The 25,613-nt window shown below is 45.7% G+C and carries 21 protein-coding genes; 10 read left to right on the top strand and 11 right to left on the bottom strand.

Annotated elements, in window-relative coordinates; all coding sequences use genetic code 11:
• The first annotated feature begins 754 nt into the window (after positions 1 to 754).
• The 6 genes from AC438_RS06660 to AC438_RS06635 all read left to right on the top strand — a co-directional run bounded on the left by AC438_RS06660 (position 755) and on the right by AC438_RS06635 (position 7,197).
• Positions 755 to 3,622 carry an HzsA-related protein gene (locus AC438_RS06660; protein WP_162230700.1) on the top strand — a complete coding sequence of 956 codons (2,868 nt, stop codon included), beginning with the start codon at positions 755 to 757 and terminating at the stop codon, positions 3,620 to 3,622.
• Positions 3,623 to 3,631: 9 nt separating this feature from the next.
• Positions 3,632 to 4,549 (top strand): SH3 domain-containing protein, encoded by a 918-nt coding sequence (locus AC438_RS06655; protein WP_053980469.1) that lies wholly within the window; start codon positions 3,632 to 3,634, stop codon positions 4,547 to 4,549.
• Positions 4,519 to 5,166, top strand: a complete 648-nt coding sequence (locus AC438_RS06650; RefSeq protein ID WP_053980468.1) for an outer membrane beta-barrel domain-containing protein — start codon at positions 4,519 to 4,521, stop codon at positions 5,164 to 5,166. Before AC438_RS06655 ends, AC438_RS06650 begins: the two co-directional genes overlap by 31 nt.
• A 138-nt stretch (positions 5,167 to 5,304) precedes the next feature.
• A complete protein-coding gene (locus AC438_RS06645) occupies positions 5,305 to 5,790 on the top strand; it encodes a TlpA disulfide reductase family protein (RefSeq protein ID WP_082354010.1) in 486 nt (161 codons plus the stop codon).
• A gap of 17 nt (positions 5,791 to 5,807) precedes the next feature.
• Positions 5,808 to 6,032 (top strand): DUF4266 domain-containing protein, encoded by a 225-nt coding sequence (locus AC438_RS06640; RefSeq protein ID WP_053980466.1) that lies wholly within the window; start codon positions 5,808 to 5,810, stop codon positions 6,030 to 6,032.
• Positions 6,019 to 7,197: a DUF3570 domain-containing protein gene (locus AC438_RS06635; RefSeq protein ID WP_053980465.1), complete on the top strand. Its 1,179-nt coding sequence runs from the start codon at positions 6,019 to 6,021 to the stop codon at positions 7,195 to 7,197. The genes AC438_RS06640 and AC438_RS06635 overlap by 14 nt, the downstream gene beginning before the upstream one ends.
• 24 nt (positions 7,198 to 7,221) lie before the next feature.
• Here the strand turns inward: AC438_RS06635 and truA are convergent, their stop codons facing one another.
• The 6 genes from truA to leuC all read right to left on the bottom strand — a co-directional run bounded on the left by truA (position 7,222) and on the right by leuC (position 16,530).
• On the bottom strand, positions 7,222 to 8,112 hold the full coding sequence (truA, locus tag AC438_RS06630) for a tRNA pseudouridine(38-40) synthase TruA (RefSeq protein WP_053980464.1): 891 nt from the start codon (positions 8,110 to 8,112) through the stop codon (positions 7,222 to 7,224).
• Positions 8,113 to 8,220: 108 nt separating this feature from the next.
• Positions 8,221 to 11,565, bottom strand: a complete 3,345-nt coding sequence (locus AC438_RS06625) for a FimV/HubP family polar landmark protein (protein ID WP_053980463.1) — start codon at positions 11,563 to 11,565, stop codon at positions 8,221 to 8,223.
• Between the two features lie 521 nt (positions 11,566 to 12,086).
• Positions 12,087 to 13,196: an aspartate-semialdehyde dehydrogenase gene (gene asd / locus AC438_RS06620; protein WP_053980462.1), complete on the bottom strand. Its 1,110-nt coding sequence runs from the start codon at positions 13,194 to 13,196 to the stop codon at positions 12,087 to 12,089.
• Between the two features lie 114 nt (positions 13,197 to 13,310).
• Positions 13,311 to 14,381: a 3-isopropylmalate dehydrogenase gene (gene leuB, locus AC438_RS06615; protein ID WP_053980461.1), complete on the bottom strand. Its 1,071-nt coding sequence runs from the start codon at positions 14,379 to 14,381 to the stop codon at positions 13,311 to 13,313.
• A 74-nt stretch (positions 14,382 to 14,455) separates the two neighbouring features.
• On the bottom strand, positions 14,456 to 15,103 hold the full coding sequence (gene leuD / locus AC438_RS06610; RefSeq protein ID WP_053980460.1) for a 3-isopropylmalate dehydratase small subunit: 648 nt from the start codon (positions 15,101 to 15,103) through the stop codon (positions 14,456 to 14,458).
• Positions 15,103 to 16,530, bottom strand: coding sequence for a 3-isopropylmalate dehydratase large subunit (leuC, locus tag AC438_RS06605; RefSeq protein ID WP_053980459.1), 1,428 nt, complete (start codon positions 16,528 to 16,530; stop codon positions 15,103 to 15,105). Before leuC ends, leuD begins: the two co-directional genes overlap by 1 nt.
• A gap of 382 nt (positions 16,531 to 16,912) precedes the next feature.
• On the opposite strand from leuC, the gene AC438_RS06600 reads away from it, so the two are divergent.
• On the top strand, positions 16,913 to 17,800 hold the full coding sequence (locus AC438_RS06600) for a LysR family transcriptional regulator (RefSeq protein ID WP_053980458.1): 888 nt from the start codon (positions 16,913 to 16,915) through the stop codon (positions 17,798 to 17,800).
• 60 nt (positions 17,801 to 17,860) lie between these two features.
• Positions 17,861 to 18,775: a TIGR04219 family outer membrane beta-barrel protein gene (locus AC438_RS06595; protein ID WP_053980457.1), complete on the top strand. Its 915-nt coding sequence runs from the start codon at positions 17,861 to 17,863 to the stop codon at positions 18,773 to 18,775.
• An 89-nt stretch (positions 18,776 to 18,864) separates the two neighbouring features.
• On the opposite strand, the gene AC438_RS06590 is transcribed toward AC438_RS06595, so the two are convergent.
• The 4 genes from AC438_RS06590 to AC438_RS06575 all read right to left on the bottom strand — a co-directional run bounded on the left by AC438_RS06590 (position 18,865) and on the right by AC438_RS06575 (position 23,631).
• A complete protein-coding gene (locus tag AC438_RS06590) occupies positions 18,865 to 20,031 on the bottom strand; it encodes a hypothetical protein (protein WP_156317015.1) in 1,167 nt (388 codons plus the stop codon).
• Positions 20,032 to 20,392: 361 nt separating this feature from the next.
• Positions 20,393 to 21,490: a chorismate synthase gene (gene aroC, locus AC438_RS06585; protein ID WP_053980455.1), complete on the bottom strand. Its 1,098-nt coding sequence runs from the start codon at positions 21,488 to 21,490 to the stop codon at positions 20,393 to 20,395.
• A 102-nt stretch (positions 21,491 to 21,592) separates the two neighbouring features.
• Entirely contained in the window at positions 21,593 to 22,849 is a 1,257-nt protein-coding gene (locus AC438_RS06580; RefSeq protein WP_053980454.1) for a flagella assembly protein FlgT middle domain-containing protein, read from the bottom strand.
• A gap of 8 nt (positions 22,850 to 22,857) precedes the next feature.
• The gene (locus tag AC438_RS06575; protein WP_156317014.1) at positions 22,858 to 23,631 is read right to left on the bottom strand and encodes a hypothetical protein; all 774 of its coding nucleotides are present in this window, start codon (positions 23,629 to 23,631) and stop codon (positions 22,858 to 22,860) included.
• Positions 23,632 to 24,088: 457 nt separating this feature from the next.
• On the opposite strand from AC438_RS06575, the gene bfr (AC438_RS06570) reads away from it, so the two are divergent.
• Positions 24,089 to 24,565, top strand: a complete 477-nt coding sequence (bfr, locus tag AC438_RS06570; protein WP_053980452.1) for a bacterioferritin — start codon at positions 24,089 to 24,091, stop codon at positions 24,563 to 24,565.
• Position 24,566: 1 nt separating this feature from the next.
• Complete coding sequence (gene bfr, locus AC438_RS06565; RefSeq protein ID WP_053980451.1) at positions 24,567 to 25,034, top strand: bacterioferritin; 468 nt, start codon at positions 24,567 to 24,569, stop codon at positions 25,032 to 25,034.
• Between the two features lie 104 nt (positions 25,035 to 25,138).
• Here bfr (AC438_RS06565) and AC438_RS06560 read toward each other — a convergent pair whose 3' ends face one another.
• On the bottom strand, positions 25,139 to 25,576 hold the full coding sequence (locus AC438_RS06560) for a type IV pilin protein (RefSeq protein WP_053980450.1): 438 nt from the start codon (positions 25,574 to 25,576) through the stop codon (positions 25,139 to 25,141).
• Positions 25,577 to 25,613 lie beyond the last annotated feature (37 nt).

Below are 25,613 nucleotides of genomic sequence, written 5' to 3'. Positions count from 1 at the left end.
CCAATCATTTTTAAGGGGAATAAACAGCAGCTTTCATTCCACAATAATACAAAAGCGTTGAACCGAAAATGAAAAGAGTGCCAAATATAGACTCAACACACATTTAGCTCTAAAACATATAGCAGAGCGAGATTCAGCGCAGAAATTGGAAACAGAACCTATAGAGACAAGGCTCATTAAATACGGCACATCCCACTTTATAAAAAAGCGGTAAACACATGGAGAGCTAACGCTATTAACATTCCATATTAAAATGGCACGTCACTCTAACAATCAACATGCAAACTAAAGACAAGTCCCATATTAAGATTAAGGACCAGTTGAGTCAGGACCCGCAAAGCAGTAATAAAAAGCTAATCTTAAGAGTGTAAATAGTCTAGGTGATGCATAAATATGGTACACAGCGCTAGAAAATAGACAATTGATCACCTATATGGGACGGCTTTAAGTTAGCTTAGCGGCATTAGCTCTGCCCACACTCGCGCTGTGCAATAAAAAGCATGATTGCAATGAATGACAGCAAAGTTTTGCGCACAATTGAGTCATTGGTAGCCGCAAACAACGTCATCAAAGGTTACAATAGTTAACGTTAAAAAAACCTTTGCCTACACTGTAAACACAGCGTGAGTGCTTTACTGCATTTTAGGCGTTAATTAGGCGCTAAACGTCAACTTATGACGAGAACAGTACGTGTAAGAGCACACCCAAAACCGCCAAAAAAGAATAGCCCCATAGGATAGAGAGTCTCATGCCAATGCTTCACCCCTTAATTCAAGCGATCACCTGTCGTGTCGGTTCCCACTTTAAAGACCTCCTAGGTTTAACAGTGTTGGCGTTAGGCCTTGCCGGTTGTGATGTCAGCAATGAGGCCAATAACACGCAAAGGCAACAAGACGAAGACCCCGTTGTCGTAGATTACCCTTTAGCTTTTGTATCCAGAAGTCTTCCTATCGATGAGGAAGGTATAGTGCGTGAGCAAAACATTCTCGATCCCGCAGCTTTTTTCCCTGGCGCCAAACTCATCATCAAAGACCGCGCTAAAAGCTCTGCCCTAGAAAAAATAATCACCGAGGACCTATTCCCTAAGGTGAATATCGATCCCGAAGACCCAACCAGTGAACTCACCCCAGCACTCATCGACATAAAAGATTTAGAGCCCTCACACGATGGAACAAAGCTATTATTTGCTTTGCGCGCACCCGCAGATCCAAATGCTGGCGATAATGAACAGCCCACTTGGAATATCTGGGAATACAACCTAGAGGAAGACACTCTAACGCAGCTGATTAAGCCCACTCAGGCAGAGCTAGGCCATGATGTCTCACCGCACTATTTGCCCGATGGCCGAATTGTTTTTACATCAACGCGACAAAAGCGGACTAAAGCTATTTTACTGGATGAAGAAAAAGCTCAATACGCTGGCCAAGATGAAGACCTCACAGCCGATGCATTTAACTTACATATTTACGATCCGCTCACCGAAAACATTAACCAAATTTCATTCAATCCAAGTCATGACTTACAGCCTTCGGTGCTCAGCGATGGTCGCATTGTATTTTTGCGCTGGGATAACATGCTCAATCATGACAGCTTGAGCTTTTACACGGTTCATCCCGACGGCAGTAACGTGCAAAAGCTGTACGGCTTAAATGGCCAAACCACCGACGATACTGGGGCTACTTTTTGGGAGGCCCGGGAAATAACTGATGGACAATTACTCGTCAACCTCCGCGCGCGCCAAAGCAACAACTGGGGCGGCGATATCATTACCATCGACACCGCTCATTTTATTGACCTCGATACGCCAAATCCGCAAAACCCGGGCGTAGGCAGCACTCAAGCCTCGCTAGCCCCCCTTTTGGTTAATATCGATGAGAGCGACCCTAAGCCGCTATCAATGGGCGGATTTTATAATTCTGCCTTTGCACTAAATGACGGTACCGGACGCTATATAACGAGCTGGAGTCCATGCCGTTTATTTTCGGCTGATGAAGATAAAATTTACCCCTGTGAAGAAACCTTCCGCAACAAACCCGATATTGTGACAGCGCCCCCTAATTTTGGCCTCTGGGTGCTTAACAATCGCGCAGGTACCATGCAACCGCTCAAACCAGCAACCGAAGATGAGATGTACACCGAAGTTGTGGTATTTTTCCCCAAAATGCTGGCCACAAGCCCATCATCAGAAATAGACAACGCACTTAAAAGCGAAGGTGTTGGCATTATTAATATTCGCAATGTCTATGATATGGATGGTATGTTGCCAGCTGATTTAAGCCCTAACCCTGCAGATGTCGAACCCAGCATGCGCCCTGCTCGCTTTATTCGTATCGTTAAAAATGTTGCTATTCCTAGCGACGAAGTATTGGATTTTGACCGCTCAGCATTTGGTGTCAACCGTACGCATTTAATGCGTGATATTGTCGGTTATGTGCCAGTTGAAGCCGATGGCTCAGCAAAATTTAAAGTACCTGCCAACATCCCCGTAATGCTCAACTTAGTCGATGCAACGGGCAAGCGTTTAAATAACACACTCTTTGGTGATGCTCGCCACGAAAACTGGCTCTCAGTACAAGCTGGCGAAACCTTTGAATGTACTGGCTGCCATGATGCGAGCCGTGAAGAGCCCTCTGGACATGGCCGGCGAGACGCCGAAGCCAGCACAGGCTTTACCGCTGTCGGCGAAACGCTCGCCGAAACATTTGACACAACTTATGGTCAGGTGCGCACCCCGACCATTGATGTACTCTTTCAAGATATTTGGAGCCCACCCGAAAGCTTAGAAAAAGAGATCGTTTTAGCCTACGAACTCATTGCACCAACGAGCGCCGATAATCTACCACCATTTTTTGATAATAACTGCCTACCAACCGATGGTAGCGCAGATACTAAAGAACCAGTCAGTTGGCAAAAGCCTACTCAATGCGCCAGTAGTACTAATCCTTCAGCTTTCGCTAAATCTCAATGGAATAGTCTGTGCCGTATTACGATTCACTATGATGCGCATATTCAGCCCTTGTGGGAGCGTGATAGACGCCAATGCAGCCCTGGCGCCACCGATATGGATCCTAAAACACTCATCGCTGACTATACCTGTACCCGGTGCCATAGCGCTGACTATAAGAATGCCGACGGAATGCCCTTATTAACGGCAAGCAGCTTATTTTTAACACGAGAAATGCCAACAGTTGTCGTCCCACCAGAAGCAGATACCGGCGCTGTTACCGAGGATAACAACTGCAACCAAAACCTCTCGATGGACTTTGTTGCTTCTTATCGTCAATTGCTTAATCCACGCTTAGCACTTACTCTTAACGAGGCGGACGGTAGTTTATCGCCGATTTATACCTCGATGCAGCAAGATACTGTCGATGATGAGGGTGAATTAGTGTTAAATGACGACGGTAGTATACGCCAAACTGTCGTTCGCACTTGTCGTCGCGAAAGCAATCCTATGCGCGGTGGTAGTGCAACAGCGAGCCGTTTTTTTGAATTATTTACCGGTGATGATGTGATTCACAGCGGAATAATGTCAGCAAGCGAACTACGCCTCATCGCGGAGTGGCTAGATATAGGCGCGCAGTATTACAATAACCCCTTTGATGCGCCACTAGATAACTAAGAATAACTGATGATCAAGCTTTGTACACGGGGCGCAGGCCTAATAAAGAAAGTCACCCAAAGTGCCCTTTATTTAACAGTGGGGTTAGCGTCTGCTCGCGCCTTACTATTTGGCTCGTTAATCAGCATTACCGTTTCAGCTTTCGCTCAAACTACTCAAATTACTCAAACTACTCAAGATTTGAATGGTTACAACATTCAAAGCCATACCGAGCAAGGCTTCACCCAAACCGCACTACCCGCGCACTGGCAAGACAAACAACGCATACTGACAATTACTGCCCCGTACGTAGATTTACGGACGTTTGCCGGTCGCGGTTACCCTATTTTTCATGTTATTGAAAAAAACCATGCTGTTTATCTTTATAAACGTCGCAACGACTGGTTTAAAGTAGAGACGCAAGACGGTAAAATAGGCTGGATAGCACGTCAAGACATGGATCACACCGTCAATCAAAATAATGCGCGGCTAAATTTTGGTAATAAAGGCTGGCAAGACCATCAAAATAACGCCTATGAAATTGGTGTTACAACCGGTAGCCTTGATGGTGCTATTGCCTATACTTCTTATTTGGGGTATCACTTTACACCCAATATTCAAGTAGAGCTCAATTACACACAAGCCTTTGGCAATTACTCCAATTTAAAAACAGCCAGCTTAAGTGTGATACACAAACCATTCCCCGATTGGCGCGTAACTCCCTTTATCAAGCTCAGTTCAGGCGTTATTCAGACCAACCCTAGTACAATTATTGTACAGCCCGTTGATAGAGAAGATCCTCTGTTAACCGTCGGGGGTGGCTTGTTTTTTTACCCATCTAACCGCTTGGTATTGCGAGTGGAATACGATAAACATACGATATTAACCACCCGCGACGTAAATGAGGAGGTAGAAGAGTGGAAAGCTGGATTCGGGGTGCTGTTTTAATTGCACTGGTAAGCTGTGGCATCACTGGTCATAACGCAGTCGCACAAGACTCAAGTACATTATTGGCCGATGTTGTACAGCCTGATATAGAGCGACGCGACATCGAAGAAGCCGAAATTGATGCTGAAAACTGGGAATTTGGTTTTTATGCTGGTGTTTTAAGTTTTGAAGATTTTGGCAGCAATGACGTTTATGGCGTTCGTATTGCTTACCATATTAGTGAAGATTGGTTTGCTGAAGCCAACTACGGTATTTCTAAGCTACAAAAAAGCAGTTCAGAAAAAATTGCAGGCTTCCCACCGCTGCTGACCGACGACGAGAGAGACCTCAGTTATTACAACCTTAACTTAGGGTTTAATTTACTACCCGGTGAGCTGTTTATTGGGAAGTGGGCATTTAATAGCAGCTTTTATTTCATACTTGGTGCAGGCAACACCTTATTTGCTAGCGATGAATACTTCACTTACAACGTTGGTGGTGGCCTTAGACTATTTGTAACCGACTGGATTGCCATGCACTGGGATGTTCGCAACCATTTAATGACTCATGCACTATTTGGTGAAGATAAAGACATCCAAAACTTAGAGACACACCTCGGCGTCACCTTGTTTTTCTAGTGTGCTCAGTGAGTATTGAATAAAAGCCAAACATTATTGAAGTTATGCAGTCATATTTATGTCGTTATATAAGCGACTGAACATACCCTGCTATTGATGAACATCGTATTTGTGTGTCATTCACACTGGAGAACCACTATGAAAAAGCTTTTAACCACCCTAGCTGCAACACTATTTGCGGTCAGCGTTAGCGCTGGCGAACTATCAGGTAAGGCACCTGATATCACCCTTAAATCGACAACAGGCAAAAATGTTCGCCTTGCCGACCTCAAAGGCAAAGTCGTGATGGTAAATTTTTGGGCATCGTGGTGCGGTCCTTGCCGTCAAGAAATGCCCTTGCTCGAAAAAATGTATAAAGACTATAAAGATGCAGGATTTGAATTGTTAGGTGTCAATATTGACGCTGAAGTTGAGGATCGTGATGGCTTTTTAGCCGATACACCGATTAGCTTTCCAGTACTCGATGATAGCGCCAACCTCGCCAGTGAAGCTTTTGATGTAGAAGCGATGCCCTCTTCTTTTTTTATTGATAAAGACGGCAACATGACCTACCTGCACAAAGGCTATAAGCCCGGTGAAGAAGCCGCTTATATCGCTCAAATTAAAAAATTACTAGCTAAATAATTGGTGCGCCACCACTAATGAGAGTGAAAAATATTTTTATCGCTATATTACTGCTAGCGCTAACTGGGTGCTCCAACTTCAAGCCATGGGTTAAACCTTATCAGCGGAGTTATCTGGCCGATGAGCTTATGGCCTTTGAAAAAGACCCAGTGTCCACGCGTTATATGAACCACGTCTACGAGGCAAGGGAAGCAGGGCGAGGCGCTGAAGGGAGTTCAGGGGGTGGTTGTGGCTGCAATTAACCATCATCGCCTGACCTCGCAGATACGCTTAGCAGGCATCATTCTAGCCTTGACTATACTAGCGCCTGTAGCGCTCGCGGCTAATCTACCCAAAGATCGCTCTGATGTGCTTTATCACAGCTATGATGGTGGCGGCATTCAAATTAACGGGCCTTCTGTTTTGGTGCGTAAAAACATCAAAAATAAAGTCTCGCTTTATGGAAATTATTATGTCGACCAAGTTTCTAGTGCCTCAATTGATGTCATTACCTCTGGCGCCAGCGCCTACGAGGAAGAGCGCACCGAGTACAGCTTAGGGGCCGACTACCTTTACGACAAAGTCATCATCTCTATAAGTGGAGCGCAATCAACCGAAAACGATTACGAGGCTAGCACAGCCAGCTTTGATATTAGCCAAGAGTTTTTTGGGGATATGACCACCTTATCGCTAGGTTACACACACGGCGACGATACCGTAAGCGAAAAGGGCAACGAGAGCTTTGAGGCAGAGTTAAGCCGTAGGCGATTTAGACTCGGTATTAATCAAATTTTGACGCCAAAATGGATGCTGGGCTTAAGTGCCGAGGCAGTCTCTGAGCAAGGTTTTTTAAATAACCCCTATCGCTTTGTGCACTACCTCAATAGTGATGGCTCAGCAGGCTCACAAAAAGAGCGCTATCCCAGCACACGCAACAGCGATGCTATTGCTTTGCGTACTATTTATCGCTTACCCAATCGCGCCTCTATCCGAGGAGAAGTACGCAATACGTCGGATAACTGGGCGATAAAAGCCAACAATTTTGAACTGAGATACTTGCAACGCTACAAGGAACAGTGGACATTACAAGCGAGTATTAGAAGCTACAACCAAAGCCAGGCGAACTTTTATTCTGACCTTTTTGAATACTCAAATGCACAAGAATTTTTAGCCCGGGATAAAGAAATGAGCAAATACAGCTCATTGACTTTGGGGCTAGGCGTTTATTATGAGGTTGAAAGGAAATGGTGGTCGCACATAGACCGCACCACCATCAACCTTCAAATTGACCATATGCGCTTTGATTACAAAAATTTTCGCAACGCCACAGGTCGTCTTGATGGGTCGTCAGCATATAGCCCTGGTGAAGAGCCTTTGTATTCATTAAAAGCCAACGTTATTCGATTTTTTGTATCAGTTTTTTACTAATAGCTCAACATCAAAAAACCGCCATCAAACCTGAAACCAAGGCGCCACAAAATCGGGGCCTTGGGCATGGCTTGGAATCTCAGGATAATCAGGATAATCCACTCCGACGAAATACAAACCTGTGGGTTGAGCTGTAGTACCTGCCGCAGCACGCGAGCGCTCTGCAAGCACCTCAGCAATCCACTGAGGCGATCGAGCACCACGACCAACATCTATCAACGAGCCAACAATATTGCGTACCATATTATACAAAAATGCCGTTGCTTTAATTTCCATCACAATAAAACCACCGCATTGTACAAAGTGAATATGCCGAATATAGCGCACCGGGCTAGAAGCTTGACAAAGCTTGGCCCTAAACGATGTGAAATCATGCTCACCCACTAAATAATTAGCCCCTTGCTGCATTAAAGCAATATCCAACGTATATTTAGTCCAACTCACGTTATTGCGCATTAAAGCAGGCTTAACTTCGCTCGGGCATAGCACATAACGATAGGTCCTACCTCTTGCCGAAAAACGAGCATGAAATAATGGGCTAACCTGCCCCGACCACTGCACACGAATACTGTCTGGCAGCTTCGTATTGATACCCTCTCGCCAAGCTTTCAGTGAGCGCACCGCACGAGTATCAAAGTGGACCACTTGCTGTGTTGCATGTACGCCAGCGTCTGTTCGGCCAGCACATGCTAGAGTGATCGCTTCATTTGCGACATTACTCAGTGCTTTTTCCAACTCACCTTGCACTGTTTTTTTGGCTGATATCTGCCGCTGAAAACCTTGGTATTCATTGCCTTGGTACTCTACAACCAGAGCAATGCGCTGCATGCCCTCTGGCCAGTTGGCCATGTCCCTAATTTCTGCATTACGCTTGTACTCCCAAACCTTATCGGGAGCGTTGATCTCATTATTCATGATTACCGCTCAAAATACTTCTTAACAGCGCAGCATTCAAAACTCTACGCCCAAAACCAAAAAACCCCGCCCCCTCATTAAAGGGGCGGGGTTTCCTATACTGTTAACCTAGCCTAATTCAGCAAATAAGGCTTCAGCTTCTTGCTTTTGATTATCGTTACCCTCTTCTCGAATTTCTTCAAGTGTGTTCAAGGCTGACTCAGTATCCCCCATATCCACAAATACACGGAGTAGATCAATTTTAGTCGCGACTTCGTCACTATCACCTAAGAAGCTAGGCTCACTGTCGTCATCTGAATCTGCATCAAACTCAGGCAACTCTATTTGCGCAGTAGGCTTCTCCTCAGTCAGCTCACTCACAGGCTCAGCGCTCAATGCATCAGGCTCAACAGTTAGTGAACGGTCATCAGCTAAGTCATCTAAATCATCTAAATCAGCTAAGTCACTATCTAGGTCAGCCAAATCGCCTTTAAAGCTTGACGATAACGCTTCTAAATCCCCTTCTAAATCACCCAGTTCCTCATCCAATGACTCATCAATAGCATCATTAACATTAGCGATTTTAGGTTCTACCTCATCGACAACATCCAGCGCTGGGGAGTCAAACTCAGTAATATCGGTATCATTTGCATCATCTAAAGACAGCGCTGCGCCAGCTTCAATATCTTCTAACGCTAAATCGTCATCGGCTAAGTCGTCCAACACAGCATGAGCATGAGGCTCGTCTTCGTGGCCCGTATCATTTAAATCATCGCCCAAGCTCAGCTCGTCATCTAAGCTCAGCTCGCCATCTAAGCTCAAGCTGTCATCTAAACTGACATCATTATCCAAGCTTAAATCATTATCTAAAGCTAAGTCTTCATCCAAGCTTAGTTCTAAATGCGCTAAATTATTTTCAGCATCAGACTCACCCGATGACAAGTTACTGAGATCAAGTTCATCATCATCTTCAGCAATCGAACTACTTTCTCGGATCTCAATATCTAAGTCATCATGCCCTTCGAGCAAGCTTGATGCTGTAATGCCTGCATCATCTGCACTTTCGCCAAAGTCTTCGAGGTCTAAGTCCAATTCGGGTGCTTCAACACTATCATCTTCTAGATCAAGCGCTAATGGCGAAGGCTCCGCTTCTAATGAAGGCTCATCAATTTCGATACTTGGTGACAAATCACCGGCTTCAAGGTCATTATCAGGTGAGGTTATTTGGCCATCGAGATCAAGCGCTGTAAAATCAAGGTCTTCCGAAATACTCTCTTCGGTCGGCTGCGAGCCTAGTTCAACTAACTCATCATCATTGAATTCAAGGTCTTCACCCAAATCAAGATCAAGACTAGCATCCAAACTCTCTAACGACAGCTCCTCTTCTAAACTCTCTAAGGAAAGCTCATCGTCTTGTGTATTATTAGGCGTTGTTTGTGATGCGGCCTCTTCAAGCTCCGCCTCAGTAATAGAGTCAAATTGTAAGGTGGTATCTAAATCACTCGCATCAGGCTCAGCCTCTTGATCTAAGCCTGCAACGCCACCAGCCCCCAGCATGGCTTCACTCAACAAGCCCCGTAAGTCTTGAGCACGCTCAACCTGTTCTCCGGTTGCACCTAATTCAAACTGCGCATATTGTTTATCAAAAGCATCTAAATTATCTTGTTTTGCAAAGACCTCTAAGCGCTTTAGTTGCGTCACCGATGAGTCTTCAAGGCCGCTTAATACCACAAGCGCCTCAGGGTATTCACCTAGTGCAATGTGGTTATCAGCAACATCTAATGGATCGGCAGTAGGATCATCGTCTAATAGTTGCGACCCTAAACCCTCTAGGGTCAGTTCATTTTCGGGCTCGAGATGATCCGGCTCTGAGGTAAATGCCAATGCATCACTCGGTTCAATATCTCCTAGATTATCAGCACCCTCCGACAGATCAGGGGTCTCATCAAAATCCTCATCAAACTCAAAGTCTTCATCTTTTAAAGTATTGTTACGCGTAACTAAAAAGTACACCACGCCAGCAATTAATAAGACAATACCACCACCAATGTATAGTAAGTTCTCCATGATAATATCCATGAAGCTTTTCTTTTTGGCGATCGGCGCTGGCTCAGCTTTAACGTCCTCTATGACCGGGGTGGGCTCCGAGTCAACAACTTCTATTTCACCTTCATCACTCATTAACTCCGAAGGGTCATCAAGCATTTCGCCATCAGTATTATTTTCTTGCTCCAGCACTTGTGCGCGAGCCTCATCTAAAGCCTCGGAGACATCTAATGGATCGAGCGTTTCTGAAAGTTCTTCCTCTTCGGTGATTTGTGTAGCGCTTTCTACAGCATTACGCTCTTGCTCAAGGCGCTCTTCTTCTAGGCGGTTTTTCTCAATAATGGCCAATTCAAATTTACGTAAATCGCTATTGGCAATTTCCAGCAGGCGCTCTACGGTATCAACTTGCTCATCCATCGCTTGTATACGCGCGTTAAGATCAGCTTTTTCTCGCTGCGTTGATGTGAGCTCTTCTTGTGTATTTAATAACTGCGAGCGCAATGCTTCGGTATCTTGACTACCATCAGCACCACCACTACCAGATTTGCTGCCGGCAACATCCGTAGTCGACGACAGTTTAACCCGGCCCTGTACTTGCTCAAGCGCACCACCACGATCAACTTGGCTACGGCTGGCATCAATTTGCGCCTTAGGCAGCCTTGTTTTAATTGAATTATTTTGATTAGCGACTTCACGCTTAGCTTGAATAGGGTCAAAATCAGTAATATCGCCTAGTGAAGGAAGGCGCAAGACTGCACCTTTTTTCAGTAAGTTAATATTATTATTGATGAACGCATTAGGGTTTAAACGCTGTATGGCCAACATTGTCTGTTGGACACTCACACCGCTATCAGGTCGAACCCGTTCAGCAATAGACCAAAGGGTATCTGTTGAAGATACAGGGCCATAGGTGTCACCATCGTAGCTACTGACCGGTGAGCGCTGAGCGGGTTGCTGACGCACTGGAGCAGGTCTAGCAGGCTGTGTTTGGGCCTTCGCGGCGGTTACAGCCCTAGCAGGTTTTTCTGAGAACACAGGTAAATCGAGCAACACCGTATATTCGCGAAGCAATTTACCGCTGGGCCACTGTGTTTGCACAATAAAATTCAGAAACGGCTCACGAACCAAGCGAGTTGATTTTACTCGAATAACAGGCCCATTCGGGCTTGCCATATCAACCGTGAACTTAAGATCATTCAAGAAAAAAGGTCTATCGACACCCACACGAATAAAATCCTCTCGACTTCCTAAGCCGACAAGAATCTCTTGTGCTGTCAATTCGCGTGTTTGCAATAATTGTATTTCAGCTTCTAATGGCTGATTAAGGTGAGATTTGATCTTAATCTCACCCAAACCCAACGCCAAGCCTAACGGAGAAACTAAATATGTTGCAACGCCAAGTACTATAGCTCGTGTGCGTAAACCCATAGGATAACCCTTGTTGTTTTTTATCGGGTGGCTAACCAGTTTTGTGTCCCTATACGCAAGGAAACATCTGTATAAATGCCGCTTACGTCAAAATACAATAAACGGTGTCAACCTTAAGGCGACAGTCGCTTAAGTATTCAGGATAAACAGTCTTTTTTCAACTTTATGTCCAATATGACCAAAAGGATGGCCCGCTAATCATCATTGAGATACGATTATGCCATTGTTATAGTCTTTTTTTTGGCAAAGTGTGCAGAAAAGTTACGCTTTATCACTCTTTGCCAATATTAAGGCTTACCCAAATAGAACGGCGCCATTGTACAGGCTCCATAAAGCCTGACAATAACGCCGCACCGCAAGCTGTGAAACACGACAACTGATCGTCGTATAACACAGGGTTACACTCTTCTTTTAGATTTAAACTGCGCGTGTATGCCATGCACATGGCACGGTACCGGTGGCTTTCTCACTTGACTGAGCATGCCACCCATCGCCGTTTACTCCTGATGGGCTGACGCTGACTAACGCTCTTGCAAAATATTTAACATGCGACGTAGTGGTTCAGCCGCGCCCCACAATAACTGATCGCCCACAGTAAACGCACTTAAATAGTCAGGACCCATATGCATTTTACGTAAACGGCCAACAGGTACACTTAACGTGCCAGTCACTTTAGTGGGCGTTAATTCTTGTAATGTCATATCACGCTCATTAGGGATAAGTTTAGACCAATCGTTAGCTTCTTCTAGTAAGCTTTCGATATCGCTCATCGGAACATCTTTTTTGAGCTTGATAGTCAATGCTTGGCTATGGCAGCGCATGGCGCCAATACGTACACACAAGCCATCAATAGGGATGGGATTGGTGCCCGTCGCTAAAATTTTATTGGTCTCGACACCACCTTTCCACTCTTCTTTACTTTGGCCTTTGTCCCACGCTTTATCAATGTAAGGCAAAAGGCTACCAGCTAAAGGCGCACCAAAATTATCAGCGGGGAAATCATCGCTGCGCATTGTCGCGGCAACAGCGCGATCAATATCTAAAATTGGGCTACGGGGGTCGGCGAGTAAATCAGCAACGCTGCTATGGATTGCCCCCATTTGGCCAATCAGCTCACGCATATTTTGCGCACCAGCGCCCGAGGCCGCTTGATAAGTCATGGAGCTGGCCCATTCAACCAGCCCTTCTTGAAACAAACCACCCAAACCCATTAGCATCAAACTCACGGTACAGTTACCGCCAATATAGTTTTTGACGCCATCTTCTAAGCCTTTTTTGATGCTCGCTTTATTAACAGGGTCGAGGACGATAATAGAATCATCGACCATACGTAAGCTAGAAGCTGCATCAATCCAGTAGCCACTCCAGCCAGTATCACGCAGTGGCTGAAACACTTGATTGGTATAATCCCCCCCCTGACAAGAAACAATAACGTCCATTTCTTGCAGCACCGCAAGGTCGCTTGCATTTTGTAATGTGGGTACCTCTTTACCCACATTGGGCGCTTGGCCGCCTACATTTGAGGTGGTGAAAAATACCGGGTCAATATTGGCGAAGTCATTTTCTTCTCGCATGCGGCCCATTAATACAGAACCCACCATGCCACGCCATCCAACAAAACCTACTTTCATCTGCTCTACCTCTTATTAAAATCATGTAATACAGCGTTAACATACAACCCTGCAATCAACCCGCAATAGGCTACACATAAAGTGCGGGAGTTATTCTTTAAAGTGCGATCAATGTTAAAGCGCCGCCACCACCGCATCGCCCATGGCTGTACAGCCGGTTTGCACAAAGCCTGCTGTATAAATATCGGCCGTGCGTAAGCCTTTATCTAAAACGGTACCTACTGCCGCCTCAATGGCATCAGCGGCAGCACTTTGGTTAAGCGAGTAACGCAGCATCATAGAGGCCGACAAAATCGTTGCTAGAGGGTTGGCAATACCCTGGCCAGCAATATCAGGGGCGCTACCATGCACCGGCTCATAAAGGCCGTTGCCACTTTGGTTTAATGACGCTGAAGGTAGCATGCCAATAGAGCCTGTTAACATGGCAGCAGTATCAGATAAGATATCGCCAAACATGTTACCTGTCACAACCACATCAAATTGTTTAGGTGCACGCACTAACTGCATCGCGGCGTTATCCACATACATGTGACTAAGCTCTACATCGGGGTATTCAGGTGCTAAGCGCTCCATGACTTCGCGCCACAAAACAGTCGCCTCTAGGACATTAGCTTTGTCTACTGAGCACACTTTTTTATGGCGCTTTTGGGCCATTTCGAAGGCGGTACGACCAATGCGTTCAATTTCGTGCTCGGCATACACATAGGTGTTATAGCCTTGTTTTTCGCCATTATCTAGAATGCGAATACCGCGAGGCTCACCAAAATAAATGCCGCCGGTTAATTCCCGCACAATAAGAATATCTAAACCCGCAACAACCTCAGGTTTGAGCGAAGAGGCATCGGCTAATTGCGGATACAAAATAGCAGGGCGCAAATTGGCGTACAAACCCAGCTCGTAACGCAATTTTAACAAGCCTTTTTCGGGCCGCTTGGCCGCTTCGATAGCATCCCATTTAGGCCCACCTACCGAGCCCATCAAAATAGCATCCGCTTTGCGACACTTATCTAAAGTGCTATCAGCCAATGGCACGCCGTATGTATCAATCGCGGCGCCGCCTAAAAGATCTTGTTCATACGTTAAATTCAAACCAAACTTGGTATCGGCGGCTTGCAAAACTTTAATGGCTTCGCTGACAATTTCGGGGCCGATGCCATCACCGGGTAATACAACAATATGGGGCATTATTTTTCCTTAGAAAACTAACTTCGCCCTAAAAAACACTAGAGCGATATAAAAAGATACTCAACGTGCGTCGGTTACGCGCCAAAATTAAATAACCAAGGCGCCGTCTTTTTGCGCGCCTGCTCATAGGCTGTGATTTTATCGGCATCGCGTAACGTTACACCAATCTCATCAAAACCATTGAGTAAGCAATGTTTACGAAACTCATCAACCTCAAATGCAAGGGCTTCACCGCTGGGCTTAACAACAACCTGCCGCTCTAAATCTACCGTTAAGCGATAACCTTCTTGTGCATACATTTCTGCAAATAATTGCTCGACGATATCGTCGGGTAATACAATAGGTAATATGCCGTTTTTAAAACAATTGTTAAAGAATATATCGGCAAAGCTTGGCGCAATTATTGCCCGAAAGCCATATTCATCAAGCGCCCAAGGGGCATGCTCACGGCTAGAACCACAGCCAAAATTTTTGCGTGTCAATAATATACTCGCGCCTTGATAACGCTCAAAATTTAAAGGGAATTGTGGATTAAGGGGCCGACCATCGTTGGGTTTTTCTGGCGAGCCTTCATCCAAATAACGAAGTTCATCAAAGGCGTTAGGGCCAAAACCGCTGCGTTTAATCGACTTTAAAAATTGCTTAGGGATAATTAAATCAGTATCCACATTAGCGCGATCGATTGGGCCCACTAAGCCGGTATGTTGCGTGAACGCTCTCATTACACTTCTCCCATTGTACGAACGTCAATAAAATGACCAGCAATACCTGCTGCCGCGGCCATCGCTGGGCTCACAAGATGCGTGCGCCCCCCATAACCTTGACGACCTTCAAAATTGCGATTAGAGGTCGAGGCGCAATGCTCGCCATCATTTAACCGATCGGCATTCATCGCCAAACACATACTGCAACCGGGTTCACGCCACTCAAAGCCTGCCGCGACAAAAATTTTATCTAAGCCTTCCGCTTCGGCCTGCTGTTTCACCAAACCCGAGCCAGGTACGACAATAGCCTCTTTCACCGATGTAGCTTTTTGCCGCCCTTTAACCACCGCAGCCGCGGCACGCATATCTTCAATACGCGAATTAGTACAAGAGCCAATAAATACACGGTCAATACGAATATCACAAATCGCTTGCTCAGCCTTGAGTCCCATATATTTAAGGGCGCGCTCGATACCCGCTTTTTTCACCTCATCGGCTTCATTGGCGGGGTTAGGTACTACACCATGAATTGGTAAGACCATCTCGGGTGAAGTACCCCAGCTGACTTGTGGCTCGATAAGCGCGCCATTTAAAACCACAACTTCATCAAACTTCGCGTCACTGTCGCTGTGTAAATGGCGCCACTGCGCCACTGCCATATCCCAAGCTTCGCCTTTAGGTGCAAATGTTTTATTTTTCACATAATTTAATGTGGTGGCATCAACAGCCACCATGCCTGCACGGGCCCCAGCCTCAATTGCCATATTACATACCGTCAAACGGCCTTCCATCGTCATCGCTTTAAAAACATCGCCGCCAAATTCAATCGCGTAGCCGGTACCACCGGCAGTGCCAATTTTGCCAATAATCGCCAACACAACATCTTTAGGCGTCACACCTAAACCTAGCTCGCCATCAACACGCACCAACATGTTTTTCATTTTTTTAGCCACTAAACATTGCGTGGCTAGTACATGCTCTACTTCGCTGGTACCGATGCCAATCGATAACGCACCTAGCGCACCATTGGTAGAGGTATGCGAGTCGCCGCACACAATCGTCATACCCGGTAAGCATGCGCCACTTTCTGGGCCAACAACATGCACAATACCTTGGCGCTGATCATTGATTTTAAATTCTAAAATGCCTAACGCCTCACAATTATCATCTAAGGTTTGTACCTGAATTTTAGAAGTCGGATCGGCAATACCGGCAATACCGCTAGCACGCTCAGCACGGGTTGTGGGCACATTATGATCAGGGGTTGCTACCACGCTATCAACGCGCCAAGGCTTGCGCTTGGCCAAACGCAAGCCTTCAAACGCTTGTGGCGAGGTTACTTCGTGTATGATATGGCGATCAATATACACCAGTGCCGAGCCGTCATCGCGCTGCGAGACAACATGTAAATCCCATAATTTGTCGTATAACGTTTTACCCGCCATTGCCCTATTCCTAGATGAATGAACTGCACTTTTATTAAATGCAGTATTTTTACCGGTCAGTACAGCTTTATTAAGTTCAGTATTTTGTAACTATTCAGTCAAGGTGAAAATCTCATTTGACAGGGTGCTGATGGATTATTTTCTGGATATTTAAGTGCCCATAGATGGCTTGAGCGGCCCAGACAATGATTCATTAATACCCGATTTCGGTACCTCTAAATAGTTACAGTATGTTTTAACGCGAGTGTTGTTAAACCTAGCACTTTAAAGCCCTGATCACGAGTGTGTTGAAATTTTAACCGCAACCTTTACAATAACTCAAATTCATTATTTTTATAATCACCATTCCAAATAGGAATGACTTAGTGGCAAGTTTTAAATCATGGATACAGAGCATTTAAAATCTTTTGTTGTGGTGAGTGACTGCGCATCATTTTCACAGGCTGCAGATAAACTTTTTATTACTCAACCGGCGGTGAGCAAGCGCATAGGTGTCCTCGAGCGCCAGCTTGATACCCGCTTATTTGATCGAATAGGTAAACAGGTACAACTGACCGAAGCTGGGCGCATTTTGCTACCTAAAGCCTTAAAAATACTGACTGATCTTGATGATGCGACACGCGCTGTTCAAGATCTAAGCGGCGAGGTGCGTGGCGATTTACATGTTGCCACCAGTCACCATATTGGTTTGCATAAACTGCCGCCAGTATTACGCGATTTTGCAGCGCGCTACCCAAATGTTAATCTGCGCTTTGAGTTTTTAGACTCCGAAATAGCCTGCGAGCGCTTACTACAAGGTAAATGTGAGCTAGCACTGGTGACGCTACCCCCACGCATTAACCCACACCTACAAGCAATTACCATTTGGCGTGACCCGCTCGTTTTTATAACCAGTAATCAAAGTGATATCACCACCCGCTGCACACTTTCTCAGCTTAGCCAACAGCCTGCTATATTGCCCGATTTAAACACCTACACAGGCCAGCTGGTGCAGCGTTTTTTTAATGAGCAAGGGTTAAGCTTAAATATCAGTATGGCCACTAATTTTTTAGAAACGATTAAAATGCTATGCTCAGTAGGACTAGGCTGGAGCGTATTGCCAGCAAGCATGGTTGACAACCAGCTTAAACAATTGACCGTGAAAAACGTTAAACTTGAACGCGATTTAGGTATAGTACGCCACACTGGCCGCACGTTAAGTAATGCTGGGCGGGCTTTTGTCACCAGCCTCAACAAAACCGCTTCAAAAAAACATAACAATGCGATGTAGCGCCAAACTCAACGCTTCAGTTCTGCTATAAGAGCAGCTATTGTTTAATAGGGGAATCAAATGAAAAAAATACTGTTAGCATCACTAATGGCACTACCTAGTTCTGCTTTTGCAGATTTTATTGGTATTCATGGTCAGTTAGGTGGCTGGAATGCAGATTTTAGCGGTACAGTTGCAAGTACACTCGCCAAAGACTCGAGAGAAAAGCTAGGTCAAATAATCCCTTCTTTTGAGGAGAGAGGCTTTGATAAAGATAATCATCTCACTGGCTGGATCGCACTCGAGCACCCCATACCGTTTTTACCCAATGTACGATTAGGCTACACCAATATAGAAACGGGGTATTTAAGTGCCATTGATATCAGCATCGATAAAGTCACCGGGGTTCCTTATAACAACATCCCCGGTGGTATTAACTATGACAGCGGCCAGCCTATTTTCACCGAGCTCAATCTTGATGTTATTGATGGATCGATTTATTGGGAGCTTCTCGATAACTGGGTGAGCTTAGACTTAGGCCTCACAGTCAGAAACCTAAACGGTGAGTTTGTAGAAACTATTGATGAAACACCTTTGCCAATTCAGGCTTTTGGGGGCAGTGATGGGTGTGGTCCATTTGAGCCTGCACGTGTTGAACTGGTTAATGTTGGTATTGTCGTAGATGGCTGTATACGCCCTAGCAGCTCTACGACAACCCCTATTGATTTAACACTGCCGATGCTATACGGAAAAGTTAGATTTGATATTCCCATGTCTGGCTTTTATGCCGCAGGGACGTTTCAGGGGGTTTCTTTTGACGGCAATTCAATGACTGATTTTGATGTTCAAGCGGGTTATATGTTTGATTTCACCGTCATAGAGTTAGGCGCATCAATTGGCTATAGACGCTCATCATTAAAGTCTAACGATTTAGATGGGCTGTATGCCGACTCCGATCTCACAGGTAGCTACGCAAGTCTTAATATCCACTTTTAAAAGACATAAACCGTTATAAGCCGCCTTAAAGTGTTTACTTTTTAGCGGCCATACAACAACTGTTAATGCGCTCCCAAAAAAGGTTCGATTTAATACCCTGTCAACAATAGCTCGGCTGTTTGAATAGAGTGCGTAAGCTGATCAGTCTTTGTTGTTTCCATCCAATAAAAACTCGCCCTATTCCAGCGCGCTGCGCTTTGGTAGCGATAATAAGCTACGCGCTTGCGACTATTGCTGGTCGCTTGCTCTTTAGCCATTAAGTCAGATGCGATCAGTGCCGAGTGCTGCCACGCTTTTGCCGCTCCTTCGGCGTTGCCCTCACCCGCATAAGCCTGTGCATACTGCTCACTTAACGTGCTTGCACTACGCCCAACCCTCATGGCCAATATGCGATACGCTTTTTGCTTCGCGGGCTCTTTCACCGTGTGCATCTTAGACCACAAAACCTTAGCGTAGCCGTGAAACGCAACGACTAAGTCGCCCAACTCTTCGCGATACTCGCGCCAAATCGCTTCGGCAGCATTGTCGCTCACACGCTGGCGCTCGCCTTCTGCGGCGCGGTACTGAGTCAAATACAGGCGCTCAATATTACGGTCTAACAACTTCAGCACCTGCAGAGCATCACCAAACGACTGCTCTTGTTCACGGCCACGCACATTGTCTAAATCATCCTTGATTGACCACATTAACACAGACGCTTGACGCTGATGGAGGCGCAATGTTTTGGCTGTTGTAGCGGGCACTGCCGGCCTAGCAACTGTAATGGCAATCGGGGTGGCATCGGGGCCATGCAACGTGCAATATTGTTGTGGCACGCCTTGATTAGCCGCACAATGTTGCTTAACTTTCAGCTCTGCGGCTAAACAACGCTGCTGCCAAGAGGCTGATTTTATCGCACCACAGTCACACTTAACAGCAGGGCATATTGCCGCGCCCTTTGCGATCAAAGAAGATAATGCCGCTGAAGTGATGGTGGAATCGGACTCGGAAGGCTCTAATACCTTTTGGCTGGCACGGATTTTAGCAGACCTTAAGCGATGAATATTCGCGTCAACCGCTGACTGATCCGGCTCTTGGTTAAAGTCATTGGCACTATGAATCCCCGCATCATTAGTATCAACATGATTAACATCAATGCTATCACTCATCGACTCTTCAGCCTGAGCCGATGAGCTTCCAGCAACCTCAACTAATACCAGTACTGATACAAGCACCGCCACAAGAATATTCATCGGTCGATAATGAATAAAGATCATACGAATCCTAGCCTCAATAGTGAGAAAAAATACGCCACGCCTAAATATACCTATCTCTTATAATTGATTTTTAATAAGTATAAATAACAAAAATGACCAACTTGGAATATGACAATAACTCACGTGAAGAAATGGCGTTTTTTACGCCAGATAACAAAAGACTAACACAGATACCCCGCGCTGCCACCGGAGGTTGCACAAAATGAGTACCCTAGCAGCAAGCGATTACGCCTTATCAATAAGCCTGTGATGATCATCAACCACAGGCTTATTGGCAGCGCACTGGGCACTAAAATAAAAAGCACATCATGTAACGATTCAGGCACCGAAAATAGCTAGGGCCACACACTACAGAAGCGGCTTACACCGAGCCAGGCACCACCGGCTTCACCTGAGCGCCGCCGCCATTTTGCCCACGCTGACGCAGTGCATGATCCAATAAAATGATGGCCAGCATCGCTTCAGCAATCGGGGTAGCGCGAATTCCAACACAAGGGTCGTGACGGCCGGTGGTAATAATATCGCAGGCTTCACCTTTCACATCAACACTACGGCCAGGCAAACGCAAGCTAGACGTAGGCTTAAGCGCCATGTGGACGACAATATTTTGCCCACTAGAAATGCCACCTAATACACCACCGGCATGATTACTTAAAAAGCCTTCTGGTGTGAGCTCATCGCGATGCTGTGTACCTTTTTGCTCGACACTCTCAAAGCCATCGCCCACCTCTACGCCTTTTACGGCATTAATTCCCATCATGGCATGTGCTATATCGGCATCTAGGCGGTCAAAAACAGGCTCCCCCCAGCCGGCAGGTACACCTGTTGCGACGACAGTAATTTTAGCACCAATAGAGTCACCCTCTTTGCGCAACGCATCCATATATGCTGCCATCTCGGGCACCTTGGCCGCATCAGGGCAAAAGAAAGGGTTGTTATTAACTTCGCTCCAATCAACACTATCGACTTTAATAGGACCCAACTGGCTTAAATAACCGGCAATTTCAACACCAAACTGGGTTTTAAGCACTTTTTTAGCGACAGCACCAGCAGCGACACGCATCGCGGTTTCACGCGCTGATGAGCGGCCACCACCACGATAGTCGCGAATGCCATATTTATGATGATAGGTATAGTCGGCATGAGCTGGGCGAAACTGATCTTTAATTTTGCCATAATCTTTTGAGCGCTGATCAGTATTGCGAATGACCATACCAATAGAGGTGCCGGTGGTTTTACCCTCAAATACACCCGATAAGATTTCCACTTCATCCGCTTCTTTGCGCTGTGTAGTATGGCGAGATGTTCCGGGTTTACGGCGGTCTAAATCAAGCTGTAAATCCGCTTCGGTTAAGGGGATACCTGGTGGGCAACCATCTACAATGGCACCGAGTGCTAAGCCGTGGCTTTCACCAAACGTAGTGACAGTAAACAATTTACCAATGGTATTTCCCGACATAGCCTAAACCTACACTTATTAATCAATGAACTGCGATTATACGCAATTGCACATTCGTATGGGTAAGAAACTGTATCGACGCATTTGCCTCGCAAACGCACACTACCAAGCTTGTATTATATCGCCCACACTCACAATACCAATAGGCAGATCTTTATCTAGTTGTGCGACACTGCTCAGTGGAAAAACCCCCATAATCGTTATCGCCCCATAATACTGCCAGCGATAACTTGGCATACCTTGAGTATCTAGCCCAGCAGGCTCTTTGTGAAATACGCGCAGACGATCGCCGGGCATAATGCGCGAATCAATACCCACATCTATTTCAATCATCTCACCGTTAACCCGACTCACCTGCGCACGTAACGGCAAGCATTCTACAGTACGATTGATAAGTGTTGCTTGCTCATCGAGTGTGCGGGACATAAGCTGGCCATAATCGCTCTGCCAAAAATAGCCCGTATCTAAGCCTACTTCGCCAAGGCCCGAGCGCCTCGATCGGTGCGTGCGCTGACCATTAATCACATGATTAGCCGCTGCATTGTAGCGCTGACGCTTTAATAATAGGCCGCTGGGTCCATCAAAAATACTCAACTCCAAATGCATTTGTCGCCAATAGCTATCGGTACCACGTTGATAAATTTGCCGCCCTAAGCGCTTCCAACTTTGTAGGCTAGTCACCAAGTCAATAGCATGGGTTTGAGTGCGGTCAAACGATAAATCCAATAATCGCCCCGCCACTAAAAACTGCACATTCAAATCTTTTGCGGTACGCCGAACCAACTCGGTACTCATAGGGCTATGCATACGCGATTGCCGTGAGTAGATATTGAGTGAATGATAATTCGAGGCATCTAAAGGGATCAGCTGATCGGCCTGATCTAAACGTCGCACTAACGCTTGCGCATATTCTCGCTCAACATATGGGATATCAACGGCATCTTGGCGGTGCTGTAATATCATGGGTAACACCCCTACCCGTTTGCGATAAGAAAAGCTTGGATGAGCATCGGCCAAGCAACGCGGAGTGTCGGCCTTGTGACTATTAAGGCTAACGGAGGCTGGATGCGCATCATCACCAGTAATACTAGGTAACGCATGATCAGTGGCCGAATCACTTATAACCGCTTCATCAATCAGCACAGAGTCAGCCCGAGCAATCGCCTCTGGCTCGCGACGACTGAGGCCATCATGATGCCGTGCATCTAGCTTGCTGGGCTCTTGAGTGTCAATAGCGTAATCATCATCCATAAAAGCCTCTACGGAGGATTGCTTGGGTGCGACACCACAACCCAATAGATGACTAAGCCCAATAACCAACACAATTGCTTTTAATATTATGAAATCATCATTGTTCATAGGGTTGACTAATAAACCATATAAAAGCAGTGGGCTGGGCGTTTTCGCGTTTTATTTTGGCCAGTGCGGTAACAAGACACTAAAGAATCTTGTACTGTCGGCACAGGCACAGCCTGCTCTTTCACCGGCGAGGGTGATACCAATAATGGCTGCTGATGCGCTTGTAATGATGGACTGGGTAACTGTTGCAGCGGCGAGGGCGCAGAGGGCTGAGAAAGCGGGGAAGACTGTGAGCGCAATTGCGGTTGTATCGTTTTTTTTGTCATTATCATTTTTTTAACGGGCAACCCAGCGCGCGCGGTTTTTTCCGTATTTAGCGGCTGGTCAAGCGGCTTGCTTGCAGAGCTAAAAGGCGGGATAACCGCCTGTAATGTCGCCGCAGTTTGCGGTGAAGGTTGAGTATTAATAAGCGAGTTATTGGTAATAGCGCCTGACTCTGAAGCGCTGTCATCGATCGGTTTTTTATTTTTTTTTATCTTATTAAACATGCCCCCGGCCACACCGCCCACTAACAAACCCGCAGGGTGCGATGTGACCGCAGCGGTCAACACAGAGCCAATCGCAACATTACGCCACGAAGTATTATCAATAATACGAGAAAACTGTGAGCGGGTATCTGCCTCTTGGGCTACCGGAGCGACCCCGCGTTTATCAAGTTCTTGCTGTATTTCATTTAACATCAGCTGGAGCTGCGGCGTACTATCATTCGCCACATCACACACGCCCTCATGTATTATCCCATACAAAATAATCACTACTATGCACCGACAGGTACCTTTCATTTTATATGCTCCGCCCTATTCATAAGCTTAAACGTTTGGTCACTATTCAGAGGTACCGAAACTGGGCACTAATGCATCATTGTCTGGGGCGCTATACAGCCACCCAAAATAGCTACCCAAAATCAACGACAAAATACCACCGCCTCAAAATCATATTGCTAACAACGCAAAAGCAATGCCAAGGCACGGAGGTGTTGGCGGCAACAAAATCAATAACGACTGACTAACCTTATAAAAAATACCAAGTGGCAGCATTTTCATTATGCTGCCGTGTACATTAAGTGGTTTTAAGCCGTAGCCAAAAGCTTAAGCATTGTGCTTACCAATAAAAACGCAAACCACTCTCATTCACAAAAGCGGCTGCATACCAGTCCCGTTTTGTACTCTTCCCAAACACAGAGTAAACTAAGCTGAGTATCAACGCCTTTGCGCTACCCAATATCAAGTAGGAATCCTTATGCAAGCTGCACCCAATATATTAAATACACTCAATAGCGTGTTAACCACCGAACTCACTTCCATTAATCGTTATTTTTTACACGCTCGCATGTACCGTAATTGGGGTTTTGAAAACCTTAATAACGTGTCATTTAAAAAATCGATTAAAGACATGAAGCAAGCCGACGAGCTCATAGAGCGTATTTTAATGCTCGGTGGATTACCCAACCTACAAAAACTGGAAGCGCTACATATTGGTGAAAACACACAAGAGATGCTAGCTTGCGACGAAAAATTCCAAATACAGCAAGTGGCACAACTCAAAGATGCCGTGGCCGTTTGCGAAACCGCTCAAGATTATGTGAGCCGCAATATTTTGAATGACTTATTAGCTTATGAAGAAGACTACTTAGATTGGATCGAAACACAACAACAGTTAATTAGCACAACCGGTGCCGAAAATTATCTACAATCACAAATCAGCAAAGGGGAGTAATATGAAAGGTAATAGCGCAATTATCGATGCACTCAACGGCCTACTCGCTTATGAATTAGCCGCGATGGACCAATACTTTATTCATGCTGAAATGTATGCCGATTGGGGGCTTAGTAAACTGCACGAGCGTATTGCTCATGAATTTGACGACGAAAAAGGCCACGCCAAGCAACTCATAGAGCGCATGTTATTTTTAGGCGGCAAACCCGATATGGTCACCCGTGACGGGCTAAATATCGGCCACGATGTACCCAGCATGTTACAAAGCGATTTAGATGTCGAGGTGGCAGTAGGCAACGCCCTTAAAAGCGCTATTGCCCTTTGCGAAACCCACAAAGACTTTGTAACCCGCGAGATTCTTGAGCAGTTGTTAGACGACACCGAAAAAGACCATGCTTTTTGGTTAGAGCAGCAGCTAGGCTTAATTAAAATGGTGGGTTTACCCAACTATCTACAATCGCAAATGTAAGTGATTAGCCAGCAAGCTTGCCCATAAAAAAGCCCTCACTTGAGGGCTTTTTTATGGGCTGTATTACAGTTTCACTATCAACTGCTTAATGGCCAACCGCTTAATTACCAACAGTTAACAGCGTCCGTCCCGGTCGCTGTTTGCCTTAACGCATGATCAATCGAAAAACTCGTGCAGCGCGTATCATTAGCTTGTGCCCCAATAGCTGTTGCTGTGATAGTAAAAGCACTGCATGACAAGCTTGTACCAGTGCCTGTACAGCCAGGTGTATGAGTCATAGCAATTTGATACCAACCTTCAGGTGATAGCGCAGGAGTCCCTGCAACCCCTAACTCAGTCAAATCGTTCGTGTAACTCGATCGCTGAAAAAAGAACCGCTCTTGTAAAGTTGCCAATCGCATAAGCGTTTCTTTCGCATCTACCCTGCGGCTTTTTTCAATATACTGCTGGTACGAGGGTATCGCCACAGCGGCAAGAATGCCCACAATAACAACAACAATCATTAACTCTATTAAAGTAAAGCCTTGTCTATTTTTTTTCATAATATATACACTTTAATAATTATAAGCTTAGCCTCCA

Origin of the sequence: Marinagarivorans algicola (assembly GCF_001292705.1) — a bacterium.
Taxonomy (GTDB): Bacteria; Pseudomonadota; Gammaproteobacteria; order Pseudomonadales; family Cellvibrionaceae; genus Marinagarivorans; species Marinagarivorans algicola.
Note: the sequence above shows the minus strand (reverse complement) of the source record. Positions and strands in the feature narration are given on the sequence as shown.